We start from the raw sequence: 25,361 nt of genomic DNA on the forward strand, positions 1-25,361 counted from the left end.
GGCACGTGCTCCGATCGGCATCCGCTCCCAGCGCTGGGCAGCCGGCCCTGAGGCTGCCCAGCGCTGAAATCCGTTCGGCCGGAGCCGGAAGCCAGCTACCGTGCAGCAATAATTCGGTGGCGCACTCTCTCCCCACCAGGCACTCTGGGCTGTCTGCACTGCTCGAAGCACCTGTTCGAGAGGGGATGGATGAGTTCGCGCACATCCGCTATCAGGCTGGTTCTGCGCTACTACGGCCGGGAAATGGCCCGGCGCAAGGCAATCACGATTCCGGCCATGCTGGGGCCCGCCCTCGGTAATATCTGCCAGCTCTACATCGCGCCGCTGCTGGTCGCGGTGGTCGTGGGCAAGGTGGCCGCCACCGGTGACTCCTCGTTCGGCACACTCGCGCCGTACGTGATCGGGTTCGGCGCGCTGCTGTTCATCGCGGAAGTCTTCTGGCGGTTGGGGATCCACTGTCTCAACCGTCTCGACGCCTATGGCATCGAGAGTCTCTACAACACCGCCATGGACGAACTGCTGGCCAAGGATTCGGCGTTCTTCCACAACAACTTCGCGGGCTCGCTGACCAAGCGCGCCCTGAGCTTCGCGACCCGGTTCGAGGAGTTCGCCGATACCTTCGCCTTCGAGATCGTCGCCGCCCTGGTGCCGCTGAGCTTCGCCTCGGTGGTGCTGTGGCGCTACGACCCGATGCTGGTCATCGTGCTGCTCGGCCTGATCACGGTGAGCGGCGTCGTGGTCGCCCCGCTGATCCGGCGGCGCCAGCACCTGGTCGACGATCGCGAGGCCGCCATCGCGCGGGTATCGGGCCACGTCTCCGACACCCTGTCGAACATGCAGGCGGTGCGGGCCTTCGCGGCCGAACCGCAGGAGATCGACGAGCATCGGCGGCGGGTGGCGGTACAGCGGCGAAAGTCGTTGCGGTCCTGGGACTACAACAACCTCTACATCGACACCGCGGTCACGCCGCTGATGGTGATCGTGAACGTCTCCGGATTGCTGATCGCGCTGGGCATCGGCGGTGGGCACGCCTCGGTCGAGGTGATCATGGTGGCCTTCACCTACTACTGGAACGCCACCGGCATCATGTTCCGGTTCAACCAGATCTACCGGCGACTGGAGAGCTCCACCACCGAGGCCGCGCAGTTCACCGAACTGCTACTGGAATCGCCGACGGTGCTCGACACGAGCGAGCCGGAACCGCTGTGCCCCAATGGGTCCGGCATCCGGTTCGAGCGGGTGGACTTCGCCCACGCGGGCGCGCCGCCCCTGTTCCGCGGGCTGGATCTGGAAGTGGCCAGTGGCGCGCGCATCGGCCTGGTCGGCCGGTCGGGCGGCGGCAAGAGCACGCTCACCCAGCTGCTGCTGCGCATGATGGACGTCGACGGCGGCGTCATCCGCATCGGCGGACAGGATATTTCGCGCCTGCGGCAGCGTGATCTGCGCAGCCTGCTGTCCTACGTGCCGCAGGACCCGGCCATGTTCCACCGGTCGCTGAGCGACAACATTCGCTTCGCCCGGCCCGGGGCCACCGACGACGAGGTGCGGCGCGCCGCCAAGGCCGCGCACGTCACCGAATTCGCCGACGGGCTGCCCGAGGGGATGGAGACGCTCATCGGCGAGCGCGGCGTGAAACTCTCCGGCGGGCAACGCCAGCGGGTCGCGCTCGCCCGGGCCATCCTGCGCGACGCCCCGATCCTGCTGCTGGACGAGGCCACCAGCGCCCTCGACTCCGAGAGCGAAATCCTTGTGCAGCAAGCGCTCTGGGAGTTGATGGAAGGGCGTACGGCGCTGGTGGTCGCGCACCGGTTGAGCACGGTGGCCGGGATGGACCGGCTGATCGTGCTCGATCGCGGGCGGATCGTCGAACAGGGCAGCCACGAGGAGCTGCTGCGCGGCGACGGTACGTACGCGCAGCTGTGGCGGCACCAGTCCGGCGGCTTCCTCGGCGAGGAGCTGGCCGCTCGCTGACGGTGAGGTGGCGATGTGAGAGGTCCGTCGCCACCTCAGCTCCGGGGGATAGTCCCCGGAATTCCTAGTTGCCCTGGAAATTCGGCTTGCGCTTCTCGGCGAAGGCGCGCGGGCCCTCCTTCGCGTCGTTGCTGCGGAAGACCGGCAGGCCGACCTTGGCGTCGATCTTGAACGCCTCTTCCTCGTGCATGCCCTCGGTGTCGCGGATGACCTTCAGGATCGCCTGCACGGCCAGCGGGCCGTTGTTGTTGATCAGCTCGGCGATTTCGAGGGCCTTGTCCAGCGCGGTCCCGTCCGGCACCACGTGGCCGATGAGGCCGAAGTTCAGCGCCTCGGCCGCGGTGATGTGGCGACCGGTCAGCAGCAGTTCCGCGGCAACGGTGTAGGGGATCTGGCGCGGCAGCCGCACCGCCGAGCCGCCCATCGGGAACAGGCTCCACTTCGCCTCGGAGACACCGAATTTGGCGCTCTCACCGGCGATTCGGATATCGGTGCCCTGCAGGATCTCGGTGCCGCCCGCGATGGCCGCGCCCTCCACCGCCGCGATCAGCGGCTTGGTCAGGCGACGGCCCTTGAGCAGACCCGGCATGCGGGACGGGTCGAACGCGCTGCCCTCTTTCATGCCGTCGTCCGGGCTGCGCTTGTTCATGGCCTTCAGGTCCGCGCCCGCGCAGAACGCGCCGCCGGCACCGGTGAGGATGCAGGAGCGGATCTCCGGATCGTTGTCGACGGTGTCCCACGCCTCGGTCATGATCGCCAGCATCTCGCCGGTGAGGGCGTTCTTGGACTTGGGGCGGTTCATGGTGACGATCAGGGTCGCGCCGCGCTTCTCGACCAGAGCGTGCGGTTCGGTGTTGCTAGGTGTTTCAGCAGTCGCTGCGGTCATCGCCGACCCTTCTTTCCACATGGGCGAACCAAGATTCCGGCACGAAACTACCCCGCGCCGTTGTCCTGAACAATAACGTGTTCTAGTTTGGATCATGGTGACCGCCGTCACGGGCGGCAAGTAGTGGAGAGAGTCCCATGAGCACAACGAGCAAGGCGAAGCTTCCGCCGCGCGTCACGGAATCCCTCATCAACCGGCTGACCGCGATGGTGACGGCGGGCCAGGCCGGCGAGGCCCGCGAGCCCTTCGAGATGGTCGAGGTCTACACCGGCGACGTCGTCGGCTACCTGCCGCAGTCCTCGCCCGAGGACGTCGAGGCCGCCGTCGAGATCTCCCGCGCCGCCCAGAAGGAATGGGCCGCCCGGCCGCTCAAGGACCGCCTCGCCGTATTCGAGCGTGCGCACGAGCTGATTCTCTCCGAGATCGAGACCATCGCGGACCTGATCCAGATCGGCTGCGGCAAGGCGCGGCGGATGGCCATCGAGGAGGCGTGCGATACGCCGATGGTCATCGCCCACTACCTGAAGACCGCCGAGAAGACCCTCAAGCCCAAGAAGCGCAGCGGCCCGATGCCGGTCATCACCTCCTCCACCGAGGAGCACCGGCCCAAGGGCGTGGTCGCGGTCATCGCGCCCTGGAACTTCCCGTTCGCCATCTCCATGTCCGACTCCACCCCGGCGCTCATGGCCGGCAACGGCGTGATCATGAAGCCGGACAACAAGACCGCGCTGTGCACCCTGTACGGCATCGAACTGCTGCAGAAGGCGGGCCTGCCGCGCGGGCTCATCCAGGTGGTCTGCGGCGGCGGCCCCGACGTCGGGCCCACCCTCATCGACAATGTCGAGTTCGTCATGTTCACCGGCTCCACCGCCACCGGCCGCACCATCGGTGAGCAGGCCGGGCGCAACCTCATCGGCTGCAGCCTGGAACTCGGCGGCAAGAACCCGATGATCGTGCTCGACGACGTCAACCTCGACGAGGCCATCCCCTCGGCCGTGTTCGCCGTCTTCGGCAACACCGGTCAGGCGTGCATGCACATCGAGCGCATCTACGTCCACGAGCGCATCCACGACGAGTACCTGCGCCGCTTCGTGGCCGCCGCCGAGGACCTCGCCGGCAAGATGGGCGCCAGCTACGACTTCGATCCCGAGATGGGCTCGCTGGTCTCGGTGGACCACATGAAGCGCGTCGCCTCCCACGTCGACGAGGCCCGGGAGAAGGGCGCGACCGTCGTCACCGGCGGCAACCCCCGCCCCGACATCGGCCCCGCCTTCTTCGAGCCGACCGTCCTCACCGGCGTCACCAAGGACATGGCCCACGCCACCATGGAGACCTTCGGCCCCGTGGTCAGCATCTACAAGTACAGCACCGAGGACGAGGCCGTCGCGCTCGCGAACGACACCGCGTACGGCCTCAACGCCAGCATCTGGACCGGAAACATCGACCGCGCGACGAAACTCGCCGAGCGCGTCGAAGCCGGCGCCATCAATATCAACGACGGCTTCGTCACCAGCTACGCCGCCAAGGGGACCCCGTCGGGCGGCGTGAAGCAGTCCGGCGTCGGCACCCGTCACGGCGCGGCCGGCATTCTCAAGTACACCGACACCATCAATGTCGGCGTGCAGAAGAAGCAGATCATGGCCGCCCGCGCCAACATGCCCTACGAGAAGCAGCTCAAGTCCACCCTGGTCACGCTGCGCCTCATGCGGCGCCTGCACCTGGGCTGAAAGCCGTTCCACCGCACCGGGTCCCGGCCGGGTGGCCGGGACCCGGCGTGCGTTCGGGTCAGGGTCGCTGCGCGGTCAGCGACAGCCGGGCCACTCCGATGATGTGCGAACCCATCGAGAAGGACGCGACCGCCGGGGTGGTCGCCGCGGGCAGGTCCAGCGTCGGGGTGTCCAGGGCCAGCACGGAGATCTGGTAGGTGTGCGGCCGGTCGCCGGCGGGCGGGCACGGACCCAGGTAGCCGGGGACACCGGCGTCGTTGGCGCCCGCCACACCCGCGGCGCCCGCGGTGAAATCGGTTGCGGCGGCCGGGATGTCCCAGTTCATCCAATGCCAGAAGCCCGCGCCGGTCGGCGCGTCCGGGTCGAACATGGTGACCGCGAAGCTCTTCGCTCCGCCCGGAGCGCCGGACCAGTGCAGGCGCGGAGCGTGATTGGCGGCCGTACAGCCGAAGGCGCCCGCGTAGAAGTCGGCCGGGAAGGCACGGTCGGCCGTGGCGTCGCCGGTGGTGACGGTGAACGGGGCGGCCGACGCCGGGACCACGGCCCGAACCTGAACGGACGGAGCCGGATTCGGGCTCGGGGCCGGGGCGGACGAATCCCGGTCGCGGCCGCAGGCGGCGGCCGACAGCAGGGCCGCCACGGCGAAGGTCGCGGAAACGATGCGTGCGGTGCGATTCATGGCGGTTCTCCTCGTTGCTCGACTGACGAGAAGAGACTCTCGGAATCCGGTATCGCCAGGGAGATCGTCCGCACCCTGGTATCCCGCGTGCCACCCGGCCGCACCCTAGGCTGAGGGCCGGGAGCCGGGGCGGTGCCGGGGCTCCGGCGAGAAGGAGTGCGAGCGTGGACACTACGACATCGGGAAGGGAGCTGGGCGCCTTCCTGCGGGCCATGCGGGAACGACTGGCCCCCGAACAGGCGGGGCTGCCGAACGTCGGGCAGCGGCGCACTCCGGGCCTGCGACGGCAGGAGGTGGCGCAGCTCGCGGCGGTCAGCGTCGACTGGTACATCCGCCTCGAACAGGGCCGCGTCGGCACCCCCGGCGCCGCCATCCTCGACGCCCTCGCCGACGCCCTGCGGCTCACCGACGCCGAGCGCGCGCACCTGCACCTCATCGCCCGCGGCGCCCAGCCGCCCACCCGCCGCCGACCGGCCGACCCGCCGGAGTCACTGCGCGCCATCCTCGACGGCCTGCCCGCGCTCCCGGCCTACCTGTCCGACTTCCGCCTCGACGTGCTCGCCCGCAACACCGCCGCGTCGGCCCTGTTCGGCCCGGGCTTCGAACCCGGCATCAATGTCGCCCGCCTGACCCTGCTCGACCCCGCCACCCGCGCCACCCAGCTGGACTGGGACCGGGTGGCCCGCGAGACCGTCGGCAACCTGCGCCGCAACCTGGCCCGCCACCCCGACGACCCGCGCCTGCGCGAGGTGATCGGCGAATTGCGCACGGACAGCCCCGAATTCGCCACCTGGTGGGACGACCATGCGGTGCAGGACCGCAGCCACGGCACCAAACGCATCCGGCATCCCGACGCGGGCGACCTGACGGTCTGCTACGACAACCTCACCAGCCCCGACGGGGCCGACCACAGCATCACGGTCCTCACGCCGGTGGACGCGACATCCGCCGCCGCCCTGCGCACCATCCTCACCGACCACGCGGACCGCCTGGGCGGCACCCGCCTTCGTCCGGTCGCGGGCTGACGACTGAAAACCAACGCCGAAATCACACTGGGTCCCCGAAAAACACGCCGGGGTACCTGGAAAACACAAAACCCCCGGCTCTCGAAAGAGCCGGGGGCCGAGTTGTGTCTCAACCACACAGTCGGGGTGACAGGATTTGAACCTGCGACCTCTTCGTCCCGAACGAAGCGCGCTACCAAGCTGCGCCACACCCCGTGAAGCGAACCTGCAGTAGCTTAGCGCACCCGTCGTCCAGACGTTAAATCGGCTGGTCAGGTGCTCTAAAACAGGCGAAAAGTGGCGAACAGCTTACGCGCGAAATCGGCCGTGACCGAGCGATCCACGCCCGTGTCGGCGAGGATCACCAGCACCAGCGAACCCTTGCCGGCGCCCACGCTGAGGGCGAAGGTGTAGACCGAATAGCCGGTGGCGCATCCCGCGGGAGCGGTGAAGGCGCCGCTGGTCTCCAGGAAGGTGCCGTGCAACTGGCCGTCGCTGGTGTCGAGGGGTTGCGCGGCGCCCGCGGTGAGCGAGGTCTTGGTGGTGTAGCCGATGCGGGCGGCGTGCGCACCCACATCGGTGGCAGCCGCCGTCGCGTCGGAGATATCCGAGGTGGACAGGAACATGGTGGTCCGCACATTGCCCGGGCAGTAGTCCGAACCCTCCTCCGCGAAGCCCGCCGCGGGCATGCTGTCGGTGCCGTTCCCGTAGGTGGTGGCGGTCAGATCGGTCTTCCAGTCGCTGGGGATGTCCCACGCGGCCTTCAGGTCCTTGGGCACGTCGACCTGATAGCCGGGAATCTGGGGAGTCAAGGTGGACGGCGGGGTCGTGGTGGTGCGCGGCGTGGTGGCGGGCGCACTGGTGATCGAGGTGGGTTTCGCGGCGGTCGGGGCAGGGCCTTTGCCGGAATCGTGCATCACGATCACGATCGCCACGACGGCCACGATCGCCACCACGAGCGCGCCGACGGCCGCCAGCAGCCACACCCGCCCGCGATTGCCGCCCGGCGGGGGCCCGAAGCCGCCCGGTTGCCCGGCGGCGAAGGGCGACGCGCCGGTGCTGTACGAATTCGCGCTCGGCGGAACGGGATTCGGCCCGGACCGATAGGGCGAGGACTGGTAGGGATTGGGCCCCGACTGGTACGGGCTCGGGCCCGGCCACGGTCCGGGACCCGAGGCCGGACCGGGCCCCGGGATCGGATTGGGCCCGGAGGCTTGGGAATTCGGGCTCGGACGGGGAGATGGGTTCGGTGGGCTGGGCTTGGGCCGTTCGTGCACCGGCCCCTGCCACCAGTCCCCGCCGGACGTCGTCTTCTCCGGATCGATGTCCTGGCCGTCGGTTTCACCGCTCATCGTCGGACCCCCTGTGACGAGTCGTGCCGCCTACTGGATCGGTCGGATACTGGCGAGAATCTTCTTCGCCGAGGTCGCGTCCACGGACTGGTCCACCCCGGTGTCCGCGGCGATGGTGAACACGAAAGCGCCGCTGTCGCCGGGGAAGGCGAAGGTGTAGACCGAATACGTCGAGGCACAGCCCGCCGCCGGAGCCGGGGCAGCGCCCTTGGTCTCCATGTAGATGCCCTGCAGCTGCCCGTCCGAGGACTGGAAGGGCTCCGCCGCGCCGGGCGTCGCACCCGTCGACGTGGACCAGCCGATGCGGCCCATCCGGGTGCCGATGTCGGCCGCCGCCCGCGTCGGATCCGTCTCGTCGGACTGGGTCAGAAAGATGTTGGTGCGCACGTACTTCGGGCAGTACTCGATGCCGTCCTGCGCCAGCCCGGCCACCGGAATGCTGTCCGCGCCGCTGCCGAAGGTGCTCTGCCCGGTGCCGTCCACCTTCCAGCTCTGCGGAATGTCGTATGCCGCACCGTTGTCCGGGATCGTGACCACCTGGTACCCGGGGATCACCGCGGCGGGCGTGCTGGTCGCCTTCGGGGCGGTGGTCCTGGCGGTCGTCGGCCGGCCCGACTGGGTGGGCTTGGCCGCGGTCGAGGTGAGCGCGCTGATCAGCGACGGCGTGGTGTTCGACTTTGCCGAGGCGTCGTTCGAGTTCCGGTGCACCAGCGCCACGACCACCACCGCGGCGATGATCGCCAGCACCAGCACGCCGACACCGGCGAACAGCCATATACGGCGGTTGCCGCCACCGGGCGGCGGGGGATAGGGCGGCTGCTGGCCATAGCCGGGCTGCCGGCCGTAGCCCGGCGGCGCGCCGAACGCTTGGGTCGGCGGGTACTGGGCGGGACCGGGCGGATAGGGCTGGCCGTACGGACCGCCGGTGAGCGGGGTCGTCGGCTGCGGCTGCCCGTAGCCGGGCTGCTGCCAGCCCGGATCGGGTTGCGGCGCACCATAACCCGGCTGCGGCGACGGTTGCGGCTGCTGCCAGGTCTGATCCTGTCCGGGCACACCCTGCCACCAGTCCGGATCGGGTTCCGGACGGCCGGGCTCGTTGCTGTGGTCGTTTCCACTGGTCACGGTTGCCCCCTGACTGACGACTACATACCGCGCTGTATATCGCGGCGGGCGCTCACCGCGCGACAGCCTCCGACGACGCGGTGCGGCCCCGCCCCGACTCGGCGACCGGCTTCTTCGGCGGCGCGCCGACCAGCGTCAGCAGCGTCGCCTCGGGGCGGCAGCAGAACCGGTACGGAGCCCAGGGCGAAGTCCCCAGACCCGCCGACACGTGCAGCCGGGTGTGCGCACCCCAGCGCGAGGCGCCCTTCACCCGGGCGCGGTCGATCCCGCAGTTGGTCACCAGGGCGCCGAAGCCCGGCAGGCACAGCTGCCCACCGTGGGTGTGGCCCGCCATCACCAGGTCGTAGCCGTCGGCCGCGAATCGGTCCAGCACCCGCGGCTCCGGCGAGTGGGTGAGTCCGATGCTCAAGTCCGCCAGCGGATTCGGCGCACCCGTCACGGTGTCGTAACGGTCCCGCTGCAGATGTGGATCGTCCACGCCCGCGGTCGAGATCCGCACCCCGGCGACCTCGATATCGCGGCGCACATGCGTCAGATCCAGCCAGCCCCGCTCGGTGAACGCGGCCCGCAGATCCTGCCACGGCAGCGGATCGCCGTAGACCCGCTTGTGGTCCTTGTTGAAGTACTTGAGCGGGTTCTTCGGCACCGGCGCGAAGTAATCGTTCGAGCCGAACACGAAGATGCCGGGACGCGCGAGCAATCCGCCCAGCGACTGCACCACGGCGGGCACCGACTTCTGGTGCGAGAGGTTGTCCCCGGTGTTCACCACCAGATCCGGCTCCAGCCGGTCCAGCTCCCGCAGCCAGGCCTGCTTCAACTGCTGCCCGGGCATCATGTGCAGGTCGCTGATGTGCAGCACCCGTAGGGAGGGCTTGCCCGGTTCCAGCACCGGTAGCGTCGCCTCACGCAGCGTGAAGGCATTGCGCTCGATGAGCGTCGCGTATCCGATTCCGGCGACCGCGGCCCCGGCGGCTCCGAGTGCGGCACGGCTGAGGACGGAGGTCGAGAAGACGGGCATTTGCCCAGAATAGGCGACCCGGCGGAGAAACATCGAGTCAAATGAGCTGGACCACGATAGAAGTCCCTCGTACCGTGTCGCTCATGTCGGAACTCAAATCCAAGCTGCGGTCGGACATGACCACCGCGATGAAGAGCAAGGACACGCTGCGGCTGGCCACCCTGCGGATGCTGCTGTCCGCCGTTCAGAACGCGGAAGTCGCCGGACCCGAGGCCCGTGAGCTTTCCGACGCGGAGATCATCGCCGTCCTGCAGAAGGAGGCGAAGAAGCGCAATGAGGCCGCCGTCGTCTACGAGCAGGCCGGGCGTGGCGAACTCGCCGCCAACGAGCGCGCCGAGGAATCGATCATCGACGAGTACCTGCCCACCCAGCTCACCGACGCCGAGGTGGGCGACATCGCCGACACCGCCATCGCCGACGTCGCCGAGCAGCTGGGGGAGCGGCCGGGGATGAAGCAGATGGGTCAGGTCATGAAGGCCGCGACGGCGCTCGCCGCGGGGCGCGCGGACGGGTCGCGGATCTCCGCCGCGGTGAAGGCGCGACTCTGACACTGTCTTATCAATACGAAAGGCCCGGAGTGAGTGAATCACTCCGGGCCTTTCCTTTGCCTACCGCGCGATTGCCTACCGCGGGATCGGGATGGGAATCGGGATCGGCGGCAGCTGCGGGAGCGGGATGCTCGGCAAGCCCGGCACCGTGGGCGGCGCGTTCGGCGCGGGCGCCGGGATCTGACTGCCGTCGCTCACGTAGAGCGTGATCACCGAGCCCGGGATGGCCGACCCGTTCGGCGAGACGTTCATGACCGTCCCCTTGTTCGCGCCCGGCTGCGTCGTCACCGACACCTGGAAGCCCGCCCCGACCAGGGTGGAAGTGGCCTCCGCCTGGGACATGCCGATCACATCCGGGATCTGCGAATTGTTCGATCCGCGAACGTACTTGTCGTCCAGCGGCGGCAGCGCCGCCGGCGGGAATCGGTCGAGCACGTTCTTCATCGCGCCCAGATAGGTCTTAGCGGGTTCATTACCGCCGTACAGGTTTCCGTTGCCGCAGCTGCGCAGCGGGAACGAGCAGATCTCACCCGGCGTCGGGCTGTCGCCGTAGATGTAGCTGGCCCCGGCGAAGGAGTTGGTGAAGGCCAGGAAGGCCGAGGACCGGTGGGTCTCGGTGGTGCCCGTCTTGGCCGAGGTCGGGATGTTCCAGCCCACCGAGTGCGCCGAACCGGCACCGGTACCGCTCACCACGTCCTGGCCCAGGGCATTGGCGAGGGTGTTGGCCAGGCCCGGATCCACCACCTGCTCACACGCCTGCTGGGTCAGCGGCACCTGCTTGCCGTTGCGGTCCACCACCTCCTTGATCGGGGTGGGCGGGCACCACTTGCCGCTCGAGGCCAGCGTGGCGGCCACATTCGACAGTTCGAGGGGGTTGATCGCCACCGGGCCCAGGGTGAACGAGCCCAGGTTCTGGTCCTTGATCATGTCGGCCAGGCTCTGGTTGCCGTGGCCGGAGGTGCCGGGCTGGGTATAGGAACGCATGCCCAGGCGCACCGCCATATCGACGGTCGGCTGCACCCCGACGGCCTGGATCAGCTTGACGAAGGCCGTGTTCGGCGAGGTCGCCAGCGCCTGCGTCACCGACATCGAGCCCGCGTAGTTGCCCGCGTTCTTCACGCAGTAGGTCTCCGGCGGGCAGCCCGGCGTCCCGGAATTACCCATGCCCTTGGCCGAGAAGAACGCCGGGACATCCAGCGTGGCATTGATGCCCAGGCCCTTCTCCATGGCCGCGGCCGTGGTGAAGATCTTGAAGATCGAGCCCGCGCCGTCGCCGACCATCGAGTACGGCTGCGGCTGCACGGTCTGATGCGCGTTGGCGTCCAGGCCGTAGACGCGGCTCGAGCCCATGGCCAGCACCGGATGCGAATCCTGGCCGGGCGCCACGATATTCATGACCTCGGCGATGTCGTCCAGATTCGGGTTGGTGTTGGCGGCCAGCGAGTCGCGCACCTGGTCCTGGACCGCCGGGTCCAGCGTGGTGCGGATCAGGTAGCCGCCCTTCTCGAGCTGATCGCGGCTGATGCCGGCGTTGTTCAGGTACTGCATCGCGTAGTCGCAGAAGAAGCCGCGGTCATTGGCCGCGATGCAGCCGCGCGGCAGGCCCTTGGGCTCGGGCAGCACGCCGAGGGGCAATTCCTTGGCCTTGCGATACTCGTCCGCGCGATTGGGCACGTTCTGGATCAGCGTTTCCAGCACGGTGTTCCGGCGCTCCAGCACGCCCGTGGGGTTGGTGTACGGGTTCAGCTTGGAGCTGGACTGCACCATGCCGGCGAGCATGGCCGACTGCGCGACGTTCAGATCCTTGGCGTCCACGCCGAAGTAGGTCTGCGCGGCGTCCTGGATGCCGTAGGAGCCGTTGCCGAACGGCACCAGGTTGAGATACCGGGTGAGGATCTCGTCCTTGGTGAGCCGCTTGTCCAGGGTCAGCGCCATCCGGATCTCGCGGATCTTGCGGGCGGGGGTGGTCTCCGTGGCGGCCCGGCGTTCGGCGTCGGTCTTGGCCACGACGAGCAGCAGGTAGTTCTTCACATACTGCTGGTCGATGGTGGAGCCACCCTGTGAGACCTGGCCGCCCGACGTGTTGGTCAGGAAGGCGCGGAAGGTGCCCTGCCAGTCCACACCGTGGTGGTCCGCGAAGCGCTTGTCCTCCACCGAGACCAGGGACAGCTTCATGTCATTGGAGATCTTCTCGCTGGGGACCTCGAAGCGGCGCTGCTCGTACAGCCAGGCGAACGGTGTTCCATTCGCATCCACCATGGTCGAGACGGCGGGCACATTGCCCTCGACGAGTTCGGCGGAGACATTGTCGACGGCGTCCGCCGCTCGGTTGGAGATGAACCCGAAGCCACCGGCGAGCGGGAACAGCAGACCGGCGAGCAACACGGCGGCCAAGACGCACGCGCCTGCCAGTCTCCAGAGCGTTCGTGTGATCGGCACGGGCCCTAGCCTAATTGGCCTCGCGGACACTCGGTGTTCGCCCGGCGGGGTGTTCATTCGTCCTAAAAGAGACGGACTGCCCGGTTCAGTGCAACGAATGCGTGGACGGACGTACCAGAAAATCTCGGGACGGTCTTGCGCAGGCCGCACACCTTTACCTAGATTGAGAACCCAGTGTGATAGAGCTAACACTCAAAGTGGAATGTGGTGCAGAACGCAGTGGGGTTGGGTAACTGCGCGCTGCACTCGCGATTCTGGAGCGCCGTGACCCGGTGTTCGGACTGCAAAGGGGCACACCAAATGCACATGACTACCCCGATCGCTCGATTGGACGTGGAGCAGGCCGAAGCGAGAATCGCCTGGGTTTCCCAGGCCCGATGCAAGGAAGTGGATCCCGACCAGCTGTTCGTGCGTGGCGCAGCGCAGCGCAAAGCGGCGACCATCTGCCGGCACTGCCCGGTGCTGATGGAGTGCGGGGCGGATGCCCTGGACAACCGTGTCGAGTTCGGAGTGTGGGGCGGCATGACCGAGCGGCAGCGCCGCGCGCTGCTCAAGCAGCATCCGGAGGTGACGAGTTGGGCGGACTTCTTCCGCGTCCAGCGATCACAGAAGGTAGCGATGTAACCGAGTATCCCTTACCCAGATCCCCCCTATAAGCAGAACGGATCGAGCCCGCGAAAGCGGGCTCGATCCGTGTCCGGGGTTGGATCGGGCATTTCAAACCAAAGGGTCGAACTGCCTGACTCGGTCAGGCGGACTTCACGCCCGCCTCGACCAGCTGATCACCCACCGCACGCAGTGCTTCCAGGTCGGCGACCTCGAACGGCAGCGCGGTGACGGCGACGATCGGGACGCTCGGGTGCGCGCCCGTGAAGCGGTGCAGCAGATGCTGTTCCCGCTTGGCGGTGGCGGCCCGGTGGGCGTGGATGCGCAGTACCGCGGCGGCCAGGGCCTCCGGGGTATCCGCCTCGGGTTCCGGCGTCGCGCCGTTGGTCGCGGTCTCCGGCGCGAGCCGATCCGCGGCGACCTGCGCCTCCTCCGCGGACAGGCCGCTCAGCACCGGGTGGGTCCGGTTCAGTACCAGGCCGGCCAGCGGCATCCGGTCGGTCGAGAGCCGATCGACGAAGAAGCTCGCCTCGCGCAACGCGTCCGGCTCGGCCGCGGCCACCACCAGGAAGTGGGTGCCCGGCCGCGACAGCATGGCGTAGGTGCGGTCCGCGCGATCCTGGAAGCCGCCGAACATGGACTCCAGTGACTGCAAGAAGACACTGGCGTCTTTGAGCAATTGACCGCCGACGATGGTCGAGACGCCGCGCAGCGCCAGGCTCATGGCGCCCGCCACGAACCGCCCGACCCCGCGGCCCGGGGCCATGATGACCCGGATCATCTTGCCGTTGAGGAAGTTGCCCAGCCGCTTCGGCGCGTCCAGGAAGTCCAGGGCATTACGGGAGGGCGGGGTGTCGACCACGATCAGGTCCCACTCGCGCTTGGACGCCAGCTGCCCGAGCTTCTCCATCGCCATGTACTCCTGGGTGCCACCGAAGGAGGACGCGACGGTCTGGTAGATCGGGTTGGCGAAGATCTGCTCGGCCTTGTCCGGGCTGGTGTGCTCGAGCACCATGTCGTCGAAGGTGCGGCGCATGTTCAGCATCATGGCGAACAGCTCGCCCTTGGCCTCGGGCCCGAGTTCGACCTTCTGCGGGGCGTTTCCGAGATCGCTCACGCCGAGCGACTGGGCCAGCCGGCGCGCCGGATCGATGGTGAGCACCACGACCTTGCGGCCCGACTCGGCGGCGCGCAGCGCGATGGCCGCGGCCGTGGTGGTCTTGCCGACGCCGCCGGAGCCGCAGCACACCACGATGCGGGCCGACGGATCCGCGAGGATCTTCGAAATGTCCAGGGGCACAGTGCCTGCCGGAACGACCATGACTAACGAACCCCCTGCGCGCTCAAGACTTCGGCCAGCTCGTAGAGCCCGCCCAGATCCATGCCGTCGGCCAGCGACGGCAGGTACAGCCGCGAGATGTCGAGCTGAGCCAGTTCGGCGGCGCTCTCGTCCTGGGCGGCCAGCCGCGCGGAATGCTCCACGGTCTCGGCGACCAAGCCCTCGAAATCGGTCTCGGACAGGCTGATCCCGGCCTCGGTCAGTCCGGCTCGCAGGGCGCCGACGTCGACCGTGCCCTGCGCGGCCTGTTCGCGCACCGAGCGCGGCAGGTAGCCCTCGCTCGCCCGATTCACGATGACCGTCCCGATATTCAGGTCGTTGGCGGTGAGTTCGGCGACGGCGTCGGCGGTTTCCTGCACCGGCAGCGCCTCCAGCAGCGTGACCAGGTGGATCATGGTCTGCTCGGAGTGCAGCAGCTTGGACACGCCCTCGGCCTGTGCGGCGATGGGACCGCCGCCGGCGATCTCGGCCATGGCCTGGGTGACATCGAGGAAGCTGGCGATGCGGCCGGTCGGGGGCGCGTCGATGACGATCTCGTCGTAGGCGGGCTTGCCGGACTTGTCGGCGCGCACCGCGCATTCCTTGATCTTGCCGGTGAGGATCACGTCGCGCAGACCCGGCGCGATGGTGGTGACGAACTCGATGGCGCCCACCCGGCGCATGGCGCGACCGGCGAAGCCCAGGTTGTAGAACATGTCGAGGTACTCGAGGAAGGCGTGCTCGACATCGAGGGCCAGCGCCATCACCTCGCCGCCGCCGTCCGCGGTGGCGATGCGAGTCTCGGTGGGCGGCAAGGGCGGGAGATCGAACAACTGGGCAATGGACTGTCTGCCCTCGACCTCGACCAGCAGCACCCGGCGTCCCCCGGCGGCCAGCGCCAGTGCCAGTGCCCCGGCGACGGTCGACTTCCCGGTGCCCCCCTTCCCGGAAACGTAGTGCAGGCGGGCCTTGTCCGCCCGCTCCGGCCAACCTGCTTCGACCCCCGGCTCAACCGAAACGGGCACTGCTATCGGTACTCCCACGCTCGCGAGCCTATAACTCGTCCCGAATTCCTGCCCACAGGACTCGGCAACTGTCTGATACACCACTCTGGAAACTCGTATTTCCTGATCCCGCAGCGTAGTCGGCGGGCCTGGGGAACTGGGGGAAGCCGGCCGGGGCTAGTCTCAGCGCATGAGTGATGTGACCGTGTGGGAGTACGCGACGGTGCCCCTGTTGACCCATGCCACCAAGGCCATTCTCGACCAGTGGGGTTCCGACGGCTGGGAACTCGTCACGGTGCTGCCCGGACCGACCGGTGAACAGCACGTCGCCTACCTGAAGCGGGCGAAGAGCTGATGTCCTGGGCCGAGAACCTGAAGGAGCTCGGGCTCGAACTGCCGTCGGCTCCGAAGCCGGTCGCGGCGTACGTGCCCGGCGTCCGGTCCGGCAACTACGTCTACACCTCCGGGCAGTTGCCGTTCGTGAACGGCGAGCTGCCGCTGACCGGCAAGCTCGGCGCCGAGGTCACCGTCGAGCAGGGCGCGGAGATGGCCAAGCTGGCCGCTCTCAACGCCCTTGCGGTCGTGCACGATCTGGTCGGCCTCGACAATGTCGTGCGCATCGTCAAGGTCGTCGGTTTCGTGGCCTCCGCGTCCGGCTTCAACAGCCAGCCGCTGGTCATCAACGGCGCGTCCGAGCTGCTCGGCGCGGTGCTCGGCGAGGCCGGGGTGCACGCCCGTTCCGCGGTCGGCGTCAACGAGCTGCCCCTGAACACCCCGGTCGAGGTGGAACTCATCGCCGAGGTGCGTTGACCCCGAAATGCTTGGGACACAGTCGGAAGCGTGATGCGTTCAACTCTGGACGCATCACGCTCGGTGCATTAGGACGAAACAATGACGCTCACTCACCCCGCGTACGAGCAACTGCGGCAAGTGACTCCGTCCGCCGCCGTCGTGCTGGCCGACAATCCCAGCGGAATGACATTGCAGGGCACCAACACCTGGCTGCTGCGCGCTCCCGGCGCCACGGAATACGTTGTGGTGGACCCGGGTCCGAAGGACCGCGCGCACACCGAGGCGCTGGTTCGCGAGACCGGTGGGAACATCGCCCTCACCCTCATCACCCACAAGCACCACGACCACACCGGCGGCATCGACCATCTGGTCAAGGCCACCGGAACCGCGGTGCGCGCCAAGGATTCCGAGTTCCTGCGCGGCGTGGGCACCCACCTGACCGACGGTGAGGTCATCGAGGTCGCCGGGTTGCGCATCACGGTGCTCGCCACCGCGGGGCACACCGAGGACTCGCTCAGCTTCCTGCTCGACGGCCCGGACGGCGAGCAGGCGCTGCTCACCGGTGACACCGTCCTCGGAAGTGGTACGACCGTCCTGGAATCCTGGGACGGCGCGCTGGCGGCCTATCTGGACTCGCTGAACCGGCTCGTGGCGGTCGCTCCCGGCCGCACCCTGCTCCCGGCCCACGGTCCCGACCACGCCGACGCCGAACCGGTGATCCGCTACTACATCGCCCACCGCGAGGAGCGCCTGAACCAGGTCCGCGCCGCCCTGGAGAAGCTCGGCTCCAAGGCCAAAGCGCTGCAGATCGTCGCCGAGGTCTACGCCGATGTGGACAAGCGTCTCTGGCCGGCCGCCCACAGCTCGGTCGAAGCGCAGCTGGCGTACCTGCGTTCACAGGAATAGGGGTTTCAGGGCGAAGCCCCGGAGGAATCCAAAGTTTGGTCCTTTACGCGTCGAGGCGCGTCGCCACCGCTACGGGGGTGGCGACGCGCCTCGCGTATGTACTCGCGTAGATAACTGTCGCCGCTCAGCGGGCGCGGCGGGCCAGTCTCTCCGAGTCGGAGATCAGCACGCTCTTGCCCTCGAGCCGCAGCCAGCCGCGGTGCGCGAAGTCGGCGAGCGCCTTGTTCACGGTCTCGCGGGAGGCGCCGACCAGCTGGGCGATCTCCTCCTGGGTGAGGTCGTGGGTCACGCGCAGCGCGCCCGCCTCCTGGGTGCCGAAGCGCTGGGCGAGCTGCAGCAGCGCCTTGGCGACACGACCCGGAACATCGGTGAAGATCAGGTCGGCCAGGTTGTTGTTGGTGCGGCGCAGGCGGCGGGCGAGCACCCGCAGCAGCTGCTCGGCGATCTCGGGCCGCTGATCGATCCACGCCTTGAGGGCGTCCCGGTCCATGGTGACCGCGCGGACCTCGGTGACGGTGGTGGCCGTCGAGGTGCGCGGGCCCGGGTCGAAGATCGAGAGCTCGCCGAACATGTCCGACGGGCCCATGATCGTCAGCAGGTTCTCACGACCGTCGGGGGAGCGGCGGCCGATCTTCACCTTGCCCGAGGTGATGATGTACAACCGGTCGCCGGGTTCGCCCTCGTTGAAGATGACATGGCCGCGCGGGAAGTCAACGGGCTGCAGCTGTTTGGCGAGAGCGGCCACCGCGGTGGGCTCGACGCCTTGGAAGATGCCTGCTCTGGCGAGGGCCTCGTCCACGAATGTGCTCCTTATGGGAAATGGCTCTGTCCTGGACCGAAACGACTCGGCCGACAGTGCAGTCTACTTTGCAATACCGCCGGGTAGTGATAGACACCACGCGCCGAGCTCATTCTCAGACACACGGAGCCGCAGTATGCGACACACAACGACGGTTTCGCGACACGCTTCACAAGCAATCTACGACACGCCGTGAGACCTGCGTCATGAAGATCGTAAAAAGTGGTCTGGAGCTGAAAGCCACCGGACCACTCGAGCACCGACCCGCGCGGATCAGCTGGCCTGTGCGACGTCCATTCCCTTGGCCGCGGGCCGGGCGCGCCTCGGACGCGCCGCCGCGGCCGGCAAACCCAGCTTGGTCAGATCGCTGACCTCGGCATTCGTGGCTCGATCGAGATACTGCTGGACCTCTGGGTCTGGTTCGAGAAGCTTGCGAAGCCGATTCTCGACCCGTTCCATCACCAACGCGAACAGCATCAGCGCTATCGGAAACAGCACCACAGCGAGTCCTTGCATAGGCAGCAGTAAACACGCCGAAGGTCTCAGATGGAACACGGCGGGTACTCAGCCCGGTTGTGGGCCAGGGGTGGTTCCGTAAGGTGGTGGCGTGCGTGTCTCTGAATCCAACGCGGCCGTGAGCGGGGCAGACCCGGATAATTCGGGCGTTCGAGCGACCCCTGCCGAGGCTCCGGTCGATGTCTCGGATGCGCCACGGTTTTCGCGTCCGGCCAAAGCGCGCAAGCGCGACAAAGAGACTCGGATCGGCCTGGTCCGGCGGGCCCGGCGCATGTATCGGGAAATGACCGTCGAGTTCCCCGACGCGCACTGTGAGCTGGATTTCACCACGCCCCTCGAATTGGCGGTCGCCACAATTCTTTCCGCGCAGTGCACCGACGTGCGGGTGAACCTCACCACGCCCGCGCTGTTCGCGAAGTACCGCGACGCCCGCGATTACGCCGAAGCCAATCGGGCCGAGCTGGAGGAGTACATCCGGCCCACCGGTTTCTACCGCAACAAGGCCAATTCCCTCATCGGGCTGGGCCAGGAACTGGTCGAGCGTTTCGACGGCGAACTGCCGGGCACCCTCGGCGAACTGGTCACTCTGCCCGGCATCGGGCGCAAGACCGCGAATGTCATCCTCGGCAATGCCTTCGATGTCCCGGGCATCACCGTCGACACCCATTTCGCGCGGCTGGTGCGGCGCTGGGGCTGGACCGCGGCGGAGGACCCGGTCAAGATCGAGCACGCCGTCGGCGAGCTGATCGAGCGCCGCGACTGGACCATGCTCTCGCACCGGGTGATCTTCCACGGCCGCCGCGTCTGCCATGCGCGCAAGCCCGCGTGCGGCGCGTGCCTGCTGGCCAACGACTGCCCGTCCTTCGGGGAGGGCCCGACCGACCCGACCGAGGCGGCCAAGCTGGTGAAGGGCCCCGAGACCGAGCATCTTCTCGAGCTGGTCGGGCTGTGAGCGCCGAGACGGCGCGGGGCAACACCGGGTGGCGGTGGGCGCTGGCGGCGGTGATCGTCGCCGTGGCGGCGGCGGTCGCGCTCTGGCCGCAGTTCACCCACTCCGACCACGAGAACGCCGCGACCGGCTCGACCACGGCCACCGCGCCCGCCGAACCGGCTGTCGCCGACTCGGATCGGGCCGCGGCGGCGCTGGCCGCCTGTCCCGTGCCCACCGGCGCGCCCGTCGGCGACGGCCCGCTGCGCGGCATCACGCTGGACTGCCTGGCCGACGGCCGGCCGGTGGATCTGGTTGCGGCGCTGGCCGGCAAGCCCGCGCTGCTCAATCTGTGGGCCTACTGGTGCGGTCCGTGCGCGGAGGAACTGCCGCTGCTGCAACAGTTCTCGCAGCAGGCCGGGAACGCGCTCACGGTGCTGACCGTGCACAGCGATCCGGGGACCGCCAAGGCGTTGTCGCGGCTGAGCGGGCTCGGCATCCACCTGCCCGGGGTCGAGGATTCGAATGCCAGGGTTCGCACCGCTGTAGGCGCGCCCGCCGTGCTGCCGATCTCGGTGCTGTTGCGCGCCGACGGCACCGTTGCGAAAGTCGTGGTGCGCCCGTTCACCAGCGTCGAGGACATTTCCGCCACCGTCGCGGCCGAATTGGGGGTCAGGGCGTGAGGGCTGGACGAGTGGATCTTTCGACAAGGGTGTGGTGATGAGACTCGAGGCGTCTGCCAATGGCATTCCGGAGTGGCTGCGCGGGGTGGCCGAGCACGACCCGGCCGATCCCACCGGCGTGAACCCGGTGCTGCGCCGCAGCACCATGCGGCGCTTCGCCGCCGCGGCGACCCGGGCCCGGGAGGCGTCGGTGCTGGTGCTCTTCGGCGGCTCCCCCGAGCCGGATTCGACTGCGCCGGGCGGGCTTCCGGCCGATGCCGACGTGCTGCTCACCCAGCGTGCCGCCACCCTGCGCCAGCACAGCGGCCAGGTGGCGTTCCCGGGCGGCGGGGTGGAGCCGCAGGACGACGGCCCGATCAGCACCGCGCTGCGCGAGGCGCGCGAGGAGACGGGGCTCGACCCCGCCGGTGTGGAGCCGATCGCGGTGCTGCCCAAGATCTTCGTGCCGCCGTCGCGGTTCGATGTGACGCCGGTGGTCGCCTACTGGCGCACGCCCGGCGAGGTGGGGGTGGTGAGCGAGACGGAGGCCGCCCGCGTGGCGCGAGTGCCGCTGTCCGAGCTCATCGATCCGGCCAATCGTTTCGTGGTGCGCCATCCACTGGGCTATATGGGCCCGGCGTTCACCGTGGACGGAATGCTGGTGTGGGGGTTCACCGCCGGGGTGCTCGCCGGATTGCTGGCGGTGTCCGGGTGGGAACGCGAATGGGACCATCACGATGTACGTGATCTGCAGGCCGCACTGGCCGCGGTAGGGATGACATTATGAGCGCCTCGGGCTGGCTCGACCTCGGCATCATCATTCTGGCGCTGCTGGCCGCCACCTCCGGGTGGCGGCAGGGCGCGGTCGCTTCGGCGCTCGCCTTCCTGGGCGTCATTCTCGGTGCGGTCGCGGGCATTCTGATCGCACCGCACATCCTGAAGCACCTGAACGAGGGCCGCACCCGGGTGCTGGTGGGCGTCCTGCTCATCGTGGCGCTGGTGATCGTCGGCGAGGTCGCGGGCATGGTGCTCGGGCGGGCCGCGCGCGGCGGCATGCGGGATCCGTTCACCCGCAGCGTGGACAGTGTGGTGGGCGCGGGCCTGCAGGCGGTGGCGGTGCTGGCCACCGCGTGGCTGCTGGCGCTGCCGCTGACCAACTCCTCGCAGCCCGGAATCGCGGCCGCGGTCACCAACTCCCAGGTGCTGCGCAATGTCGACCATGTCGCGCCGGACTGGCTGCGGCGGGTGCCGACCGACTTCTCCAACCTGCTCAACACCTCCGGGCTGCCGGATGTCATCGGCCCGTTCGGGCACGTCCCGATCACCGCCGTGGAACCGCCCGATCCCAGCGTGCTGCAGCTGCCGGTGGCCCAGCAGCTGCAGGGCAGTGTGCTGCGCATCCGCGGCATCGCGCCCAGTTGCCAACGGCAGCTGGAGGGTTCGGGCTTCGTGGTGGCCCCGGAGCGCATCATGACCAACGCGCACGTGGTCGCGGGCACCAACACGGTCAGCGTGGACACCGCGCGCGGGTCGCTGCCCGCCACCGTGGTGCTGTTCGACTCGTCCAAGGACGTGGCGATCCTGGCGGTGCCGGGCCTGAACGCGCAGCCGCTGGACCTGGCTCCGGCCGATGCCGGCTCGGGGGAGAGCTCCATCGTGCTCGGTTACCCGGGCGGCGGGCGCTACACCGCCAGCGCGGCCCGCGTGCGCGAGACCCTGAACCTGAAGGGTCCCAACATCTACCGCGACGCCGACGTCAAGCGTGAGGTCTACACCATTCGCGGCCAGGTCCGGGCCGGTAACTCCGGTGGCCCGCTGGTGGACACCGACGGCCGGATCCTGGGCGTGGTGTTCGGCGCGGCGGTCACCGACGACGACACCGGGTACGTGCTCACCCTCGACGAGGTGCGGCCCGAACTGAGTTCGGCGGCAGGCCAATCGACGGCGGTCGGCACCGGCAGCTGTGTGCTGAGCTGAGCCTGGAAGAACGGAAAACGGCCCCGGCGAACATGATTCGCCGGGGCCGTTTTTCGTATCGGAGAGCCTCGTCAGGCAAGCAGTTTTGCGATCTCCGCGGTCACCGGCTCCGGATTCTCCTGGTGCGCATAGTGACCCGCGTCCGGGATGGCCACCACCCGGCGCTGCGGCGAGAGCTGCTGGCCGCGGCGGATGGTGCCCGGCAGGATGTACCGGTCGCGGTCGCCGTACAGGGCCAGCGTGGGCACCAGCACCGGTTCGCTCATGGCCGCCATGAAACGCCGGCCGTCGGGCCGCCACTGGCTACGGAAGGCCCAGCGCTGATATTCCAGCGCACAGTGCGCCGCGCCGGGGATCCGGACGGCGGTGCGCATGCGGCGGGCGGTGTCGGTGAATTCCTCGGTGGCCGACCAGCGTTCGCCCACCCGGTCGCGGAGCAGGAGTTCGATCGCGATGCCGTCGTCGCGGGTGAGCCGGGCCTCGGGCACGCGCGGCACCTGATAGCGCAGGAAGTCCGGCAGCCAGGCCGAGCGCTGTGGCTTGTCGCGCAGCACCGCCCGCTTCAGCGCCACCGGATGCGGGGAGCTGATCAGCGCGATGGACCGCACCACCCGCGGGTGCAGTACGGCGGTGGCCCAGCACACCAGGCCGCCCTCGGCGTGCCCGACCAGGGTCGCCTCGGTGTGGCCCAGCGCGCGGATCAGGCCGGCGACATCACCAGCGAGGGTCCAGCCGTCGTAGCCGCGTGGTGGCTTGTCGGTGTCGCCGTAGCCGCGCAGGTCCACCGCCACCGTCCGGAAGCCGCGTGCGGCCAGCCCGGTCAGCTGGTGGCGCCAGGACCACCAGAAGTCGCCGAAGCCGTGCAGCAGCACGACCAGCGGCATGTCCGGGTCCGTGTAGGCCGTCCCGGCGGGCACGGCCTCGACCACGTGGAAGCGAATGCCGTTGGCGTGCACGTCCCGATGGGTCCACGGCCCGTCATAGCGGACTGCGGACGGATCCGGATGCGAATTCGACGACACGCCGATGGAGCGTAATCGAAGGTCTAGGGCCGGGGCTTGCCGAGTTCGACGGAGACCTCGGCCGTCTCCCCGTCGGCGTGACCGAAACCGCTGGGCAGCACGCTCTTCGCCTCCTTGAGGGACTCGATGGTCTTCTCCGGTGCGCGCAGCTTGCGCACCTTCAGATAACCCAGCAGCGCGAAGGCCGCGACCGCCGCGATCATCAGCAGGAACACCACCAGGAACGCGGCCCAGCGGTATAGCCAGATGTCGAGCAGTTCGGCGAGGAAGAAGAAAAAGAAGAAGGAGCTGAACAGCAGGATGGTCAGCGCCAGGATGAAGAAGACGCTGCCCTGCAGGCCCTTCTTGATCTCACCGGTCACCTCGGCCTTGGCGAGCTCCACCTCGGCGCGCACCAGGGTCGACATCTGCTCGGTCGCGTCGCGGACCAAGGTGCCGAAGGTCGCCGACTGATGGGCGTCGACATCGGACAGCGGAATCGAAGTGACGGTGCGGGTGCGGTTCCCGTCGTAGCCGTTACCGCCCTGTGTGAAGCTCAATTGCTCGACCCTTCTCCATGTCCCGGTAGTACTGTCCGGTGTCGCTCTTGATTTTGCAGTGCCCGCTCGTCACGTCGTGCCTGGTGAGCACGGCCCCGACGCAACAGTAGCGCCGAACCCGCCAGGGAAGCCGCCAAAGACGTGAGCAACACCGCCGCTTTCGCGAGCTCTGCGGCCGACCCGTCGCCGACGTCTTCCAAGGCCAGTTCTGCCACCAAGAGGCTAACGGTGAAGCCGATCGCACCCAGTACCGACAGGGCGAACATGTCCCGATAACCGAGATCACCGGGGCGTTCCGCGATTCCCAACCGTACGGCGAGCCAACTGGATCCGAAGATGCCGGCCGTCTTGCCGACCAGCAGGCCCAGGACGATGGCCAGCGCCAACCGGTCGGTGAACAGCTTCGACAGCACGCTCGCATCCAGCGGAACGCCCGAGGCGAACAGCGCGAACAACGGTACGCACAGCGCGGCGGAGATGGGCTGGAAGAAATGCTCGAGCCGGGCGGCGGGCACGCAGTGCTCGTCCTCGCCGGGATCCGGGCGCACCCGGGTGAGCAGGCCGCAGGCCACGCCCGCCAGGGTGGCGTGAATTCCGGCCTCGTGCAGGGAGTACCAGGCGATCAGGCCCAGCGGGACGTAGATGAACGGGCTGCCGAGGCGGAAGCGCTGGGCCAGCGCCCAGCCGGCCAGGCACAGCACGGCCGCCAGCAGCCACAGCATCTTCAGGGTGGTGGTGAACAGGACGGCGATCAGGATGATGGCGATCAGGTCGTCCACCACGGCCAGGCTGAGCAGGAACACCCGGGCGCCGGCCGGAATCCGCGATCCGGTCATGGCGAGCACAGCCAGCGCGAAAGCGATATCGGTGGCGACCGGGATGGCCCAGCCGCGGTCCATGCCCGGCGCGCCCCAGCCGACGGCGGCGGCGATGAGCGCGGGCAACACCACACCACCGGCGGCGGCCACGATGGGCAGGGTGGCGCGTTTGCGGTCGGCGAGTTCACCGACCACCAGCTCCCGTTTGAGCTCCAGCCCGGCCACGAAGAAGAAGATGGCCAGCAGGCCGTCCTTGGTCCAGTCGGCCAGCGTGAGGTCGAGGTGGAGGGCGGGAATGGCGAGCCTGGTGTCGACCATGGTCGTGTAGCTCGCGCCCCACGGTGAGTTGACCCAGATGAGCGCCGCGGCCGCGGCGATGAGAAGCAGTGCGCCGCCGAAGGTTTCGGTTCTCAGATAACGGGCGAGCTCGGAACGGACCTGAGCGATCACGGTGCAGCCTTTCGGTCGGTCGACGAGAAAGCGGCGTGCTACACCACTCCAGGGACCGACGGCACAACCGCATGCCGACCAGACTTCCCGGCACACCTTTTGCGCAATTCTAACGGTGTGCCCGGAACTTCTTGACCACCCCGTACCCGAAGCGGCCCCTGATCGCCGATCAGGGGGCCGCTCGCGGGGTCTGCCCGTTTACGCCTTGCCGGCGCGGATGGACTCGAACACGTTGGGGTCCACCAGGGTTGAGGTGTCGCCCAGTTCGCGGCCCTCGG

25 protein-coding genes and 1 tRNA gene are annotated in these 25,361 nt (G+C 68.5%); 12 read left to right on the forward strand and 14 right to left on the reverse strand.

Annotation, left to right across the window (positions count from 1 at the left end):
• Window positions 1–189 precede the first annotated feature (189 nt).
• Window positions 190–1,971, forward strand: a complete 1,782-nt coding sequence (locus tag ABZV44_RS21840; protein ID WP_354839019.1) for an ABC transporter ATP-binding protein — start codon at window positions 190–192, stop codon at window positions 1,969–1,971.
• Between the two features lie 64 nt (window positions 1,972–2,035).
• On the opposite strand, the gene ABZV44_RS21845 is transcribed toward ABZV44_RS21840, so the two are convergent.
• On the reverse strand, window positions 2,036–2,857 hold the full coding sequence (locus ABZV44_RS21845; protein WP_354839022.1) for a crotonase/enoyl-CoA hydratase family protein: 822 nt from the start codon (window positions 2,855–2,857) through the stop codon (window positions 2,036–2,038).
• 137 nt (window positions 2,858–2,994) lie between these two features.
• Between ABZV44_RS21845 and ABZV44_RS21850 the strand changes: the two genes are divergently transcribed.
• A complete protein-coding gene (locus ABZV44_RS21850; RefSeq protein ID WP_354839025.1) occupies window positions 2,995–4,584 on the forward strand; it encodes a succinic semialdehyde dehydrogenase in 1,590 nt (529 codons plus the stop codon).
• A gap of 58 nt (window positions 4,585–4,642) precedes the next feature.
• Here the strand turns inward: ABZV44_RS21850 and ABZV44_RS21855 are convergent, their stop codons facing one another.
• Window positions 4,643–5,263, reverse strand: a complete 621-nt coding sequence (locus ABZV44_RS21855; protein ID WP_354839028.1) for a YbhB/YbcL family Raf kinase inhibitor-like protein — start codon at window positions 5,261–5,263, stop codon at window positions 4,643–4,645.
• A gap of 164 nt (window positions 5,264–5,427) precedes the next feature.
• Here ABZV44_RS21855 and ABZV44_RS21860 point away from each other — a divergent pair, with 164 nt between their 5' ends.
• Window positions 5,428–6,288 carry a helix-turn-helix transcriptional regulator gene (locus ABZV44_RS21860; protein ID WP_354839031.1) on the forward strand — a complete coding sequence of 287 codons (861 nt, stop codon included), beginning with the start codon at window positions 5,428–5,430 and terminating at the stop codon, window positions 6,286–6,288.
• 121 nt (window positions 6,289–6,409) lie between these two features.
• Here the strand turns inward: ABZV44_RS21860 and ABZV44_RS21865 are convergent.
• From ABZV44_RS21865 to ABZV44_RS21880, 4 genes are all read right to left on the reverse strand, one after another.
• Window positions 6,410–6,483, reverse strand: a tRNA-Pro gene (locus ABZV44_RS21865).
• Window positions 6,484–6,548: 65 nt separating this feature from the next.
• Window positions 6,549–7,619 carry a hypothetical protein gene (locus tag ABZV44_RS21870; RefSeq protein WP_354839034.1) on the reverse strand — a complete coding sequence of 357 codons (1,071 nt, stop codon included), beginning with the start codon at window positions 7,617–7,619 and terminating at the stop codon, window positions 6,549–6,551.
• A 30-nt stretch (window positions 7,620–7,649) separates the two neighbouring features.
• Window positions 7,650–8,741 carry a hypothetical protein gene (locus ABZV44_RS21875; protein ID WP_354839037.1) on the reverse strand — a complete coding sequence of 364 codons (1,092 nt, stop codon included), beginning with the start codon at window positions 8,739–8,741 and terminating at the stop codon, window positions 7,650–7,652.
• A 52-nt stretch (window positions 8,742–8,793) separates the two neighbouring features.
• Window positions 8,794–9,759 (reverse strand): metallophosphoesterase, encoded by a 966-nt coding sequence (locus tag ABZV44_RS21880; RefSeq protein WP_354839040.1) that lies wholly within the window; start codon window positions 9,757–9,759, stop codon window positions 8,794–8,796.
• Between the two features lie 83 nt (window positions 9,760–9,842).
• Between ABZV44_RS21880 and ABZV44_RS21885 the strand changes: the two genes are divergently transcribed.
• Complete coding sequence (locus ABZV44_RS21885; protein WP_354839043.1) at window positions 9,843–10,307, forward strand: GatB/YqeY domain-containing protein; 465 nt, start codon at window positions 9,843–9,845, stop codon at window positions 10,305–10,307.
• 75 nt (window positions 10,308–10,382) lie between these two features.
• Here ABZV44_RS21885 and ABZV44_RS21890 read toward each other — a convergent pair whose 3' ends face one another.
• Window positions 10,383–12,746 carry a transglycosylase domain-containing protein gene (locus ABZV44_RS21890; protein WP_354839046.1) on the reverse strand — a complete coding sequence of 788 codons (2,364 nt, stop codon included), beginning with the start codon at window positions 12,744–12,746 and terminating at the stop codon, window positions 10,383–10,385.
• Window positions 12,747–13,046: 300 nt separating this feature from the next.
• Between ABZV44_RS21890 and ABZV44_RS21895 the strand changes: the two genes are divergently transcribed.
• Window positions 13,047–13,370 carry a WhiB family transcriptional regulator gene (locus tag ABZV44_RS21895; RefSeq protein ID WP_033089817.1) on the forward strand — a complete coding sequence of 108 codons (324 nt, stop codon included), beginning with the start codon at window positions 13,047–13,049 and terminating at the stop codon, window positions 13,368–13,370.
• Between the two features lie 124 nt (window positions 13,371–13,494).
• Here ABZV44_RS21895 and ABZV44_RS21900 read toward each other — a convergent pair whose 3' ends face one another.
• Together ABZV44_RS21900 and ABZV44_RS21905 are read right to left on the reverse strand one after the other, a co-directional pair.
• A complete protein-coding gene (locus tag ABZV44_RS21900; RefSeq protein ID WP_354839050.1) occupies window positions 13,495–14,673 on the reverse strand; it encodes an ArsA family ATPase in 1,179 nt (392 codons plus the stop codon).
• Window positions 14,674–14,675: 2 nt separating this feature from the next.
• The gene (locus ABZV44_RS21905; RefSeq protein ID WP_354839053.1) at window positions 14,676–15,695 is read right to left on the reverse strand and encodes an ArsA-related P-loop ATPase; all 1,020 of its coding nucleotides are present in this window, start codon (window positions 15,693–15,695) and stop codon (window positions 14,676–14,678) included.
• Between the two features lie 169 nt (window positions 15,696–15,864).
• Between ABZV44_RS21905 and ABZV44_RS21910 the strand changes: the two genes are divergently transcribed.
• From ABZV44_RS21910 to ABZV44_RS21920, 3 genes are all read left to right on the forward strand, one after another.
• Entirely contained in the window at window positions 15,865–16,029 is a 165-nt protein-coding gene (locus ABZV44_RS21910) for a DUF4177 domain-containing protein (protein WP_085996654.1), read from the forward strand.
• Complete coding sequence (locus ABZV44_RS21915) at window positions 16,029–16,484, forward strand: RidA family protein (RefSeq protein WP_354839056.1); 456 nt, start codon at window positions 16,029–16,031, stop codon at window positions 16,482–16,484. The genes ABZV44_RS21910 and ABZV44_RS21915 overlap by 1 nt, the downstream gene beginning before the upstream one ends.
• A gap of 81 nt (window positions 16,485–16,565) precedes the next feature.
• Window positions 16,566–17,372, forward strand: a complete 807-nt coding sequence (locus tag ABZV44_RS21920; protein WP_354839059.1) for an MBL fold metallo-hydrolase — start codon at window positions 16,566–16,568, stop codon at window positions 17,370–17,372.
• Between the two features lie 124 nt (window positions 17,373–17,496).
• Here ABZV44_RS21920 and ABZV44_RS21925 read toward each other — a convergent pair whose 3' ends face one another.
• Together ABZV44_RS21925 and ABZV44_RS21930 are read right to left on the reverse strand one after the other, a co-directional pair.
• Window positions 17,497–18,171 carry a Crp/Fnr family transcriptional regulator gene (locus tag ABZV44_RS21925; protein WP_019044571.1) on the reverse strand — a complete coding sequence of 225 codons (675 nt, stop codon included), beginning with the start codon at window positions 18,169–18,171 and terminating at the stop codon, window positions 17,497–17,499.
• 273 nt (window positions 18,172–18,444) lie between these two features.
• Complete coding sequence (locus tag ABZV44_RS21930; protein WP_081986109.1) at window positions 18,445–18,672, reverse strand: hypothetical protein; 228 nt, start codon at window positions 18,670–18,672, stop codon at window positions 18,445–18,447.
• 286 nt (window positions 18,673–18,958) lie between these two features.
• Between ABZV44_RS21930 and nth the strand changes: the two genes are divergently transcribed.
• From nth to ABZV44_RS21950, 4 genes are read left to right on the forward strand one after another with little or no spacing between them, the layout of a single operon-like run.
• Window positions 18,959–19,639: an endonuclease III gene (gene nth / locus ABZV44_RS21935; protein WP_354839122.1), complete on the forward strand. Its 681-nt coding sequence runs from the start codon at window positions 18,959–18,961 to the stop codon at window positions 19,637–19,639.
• Window positions 19,636–20,298, forward strand: a complete 663-nt coding sequence (locus tag ABZV44_RS21940) for a TlpA disulfide reductase family protein (RefSeq protein ID WP_354839065.1) — start codon at window positions 19,636–19,638, stop codon at window positions 20,296–20,298. The genes nth and ABZV44_RS21940 overlap by 4 nt, the downstream gene beginning before the upstream one ends.
• A gap of 37 nt (window positions 20,299–20,335) precedes the next feature.
• Complete coding sequence (locus ABZV44_RS21945; protein WP_354839068.1) at window positions 20,336–21,064, forward strand: CoA pyrophosphatase; 729 nt, start codon at window positions 20,336–20,338, stop codon at window positions 21,062–21,064.
• Complete coding sequence (locus ABZV44_RS21950; protein WP_354839071.1) at window positions 21,061–22,254, forward strand: MarP family serine protease; 1,194 nt, start codon at window positions 21,061–21,063, stop codon at window positions 22,252–22,254. The genes ABZV44_RS21945 and ABZV44_RS21950 overlap by 4 nt, the downstream gene beginning before the upstream one ends.
• Window positions 22,255–22,325: 71 nt before the next feature.
• Here the strand turns inward: ABZV44_RS21950 and ABZV44_RS21955 are convergent, their stop codons facing one another.
• From ABZV44_RS21955 to nhaA, 3 genes are read right to left on the reverse strand one after another with little or no spacing between them, the layout of a single operon-like run.
• On the reverse strand, window positions 22,326–23,276 hold the full coding sequence (locus ABZV44_RS21955; RefSeq protein WP_354839074.1) for an alpha/beta hydrolase: 951 nt from the start codon (window positions 23,274–23,276) through the stop codon (window positions 22,326–22,328).
• Between the two features lie 23 nt (window positions 23,277–23,299).
• Window positions 23,300–23,815 (reverse strand): phage holin family protein, encoded by a 516-nt coding sequence (locus ABZV44_RS21960; protein ID WP_354839077.1) that lies wholly within the window; start codon window positions 23,813–23,815, stop codon window positions 23,300–23,302.
• Window positions 23,812–25,083 (reverse strand): Na+/H+ antiporter NhaA, encoded by a 1,272-nt coding sequence (nhaA, locus tag ABZV44_RS21965; protein ID WP_354839080.1) that lies wholly within the window; start codon window positions 25,081–25,083, stop codon window positions 23,812–23,814. Before nhaA ends, ABZV44_RS21960 begins: the two co-directional genes overlap by 4 nt.
• Window positions 25,084–25,361: the final 278 nt, after the last annotated feature.

It is taken from the genome of Nocardia sp. NPDC004860 (genome assembly GCF_040609015.1).
Taxonomy (GTDB): Bacteria; Actinomycetota; Actinomycetes; order Mycobacteriales; family Mycobacteriaceae; genus Nocardia.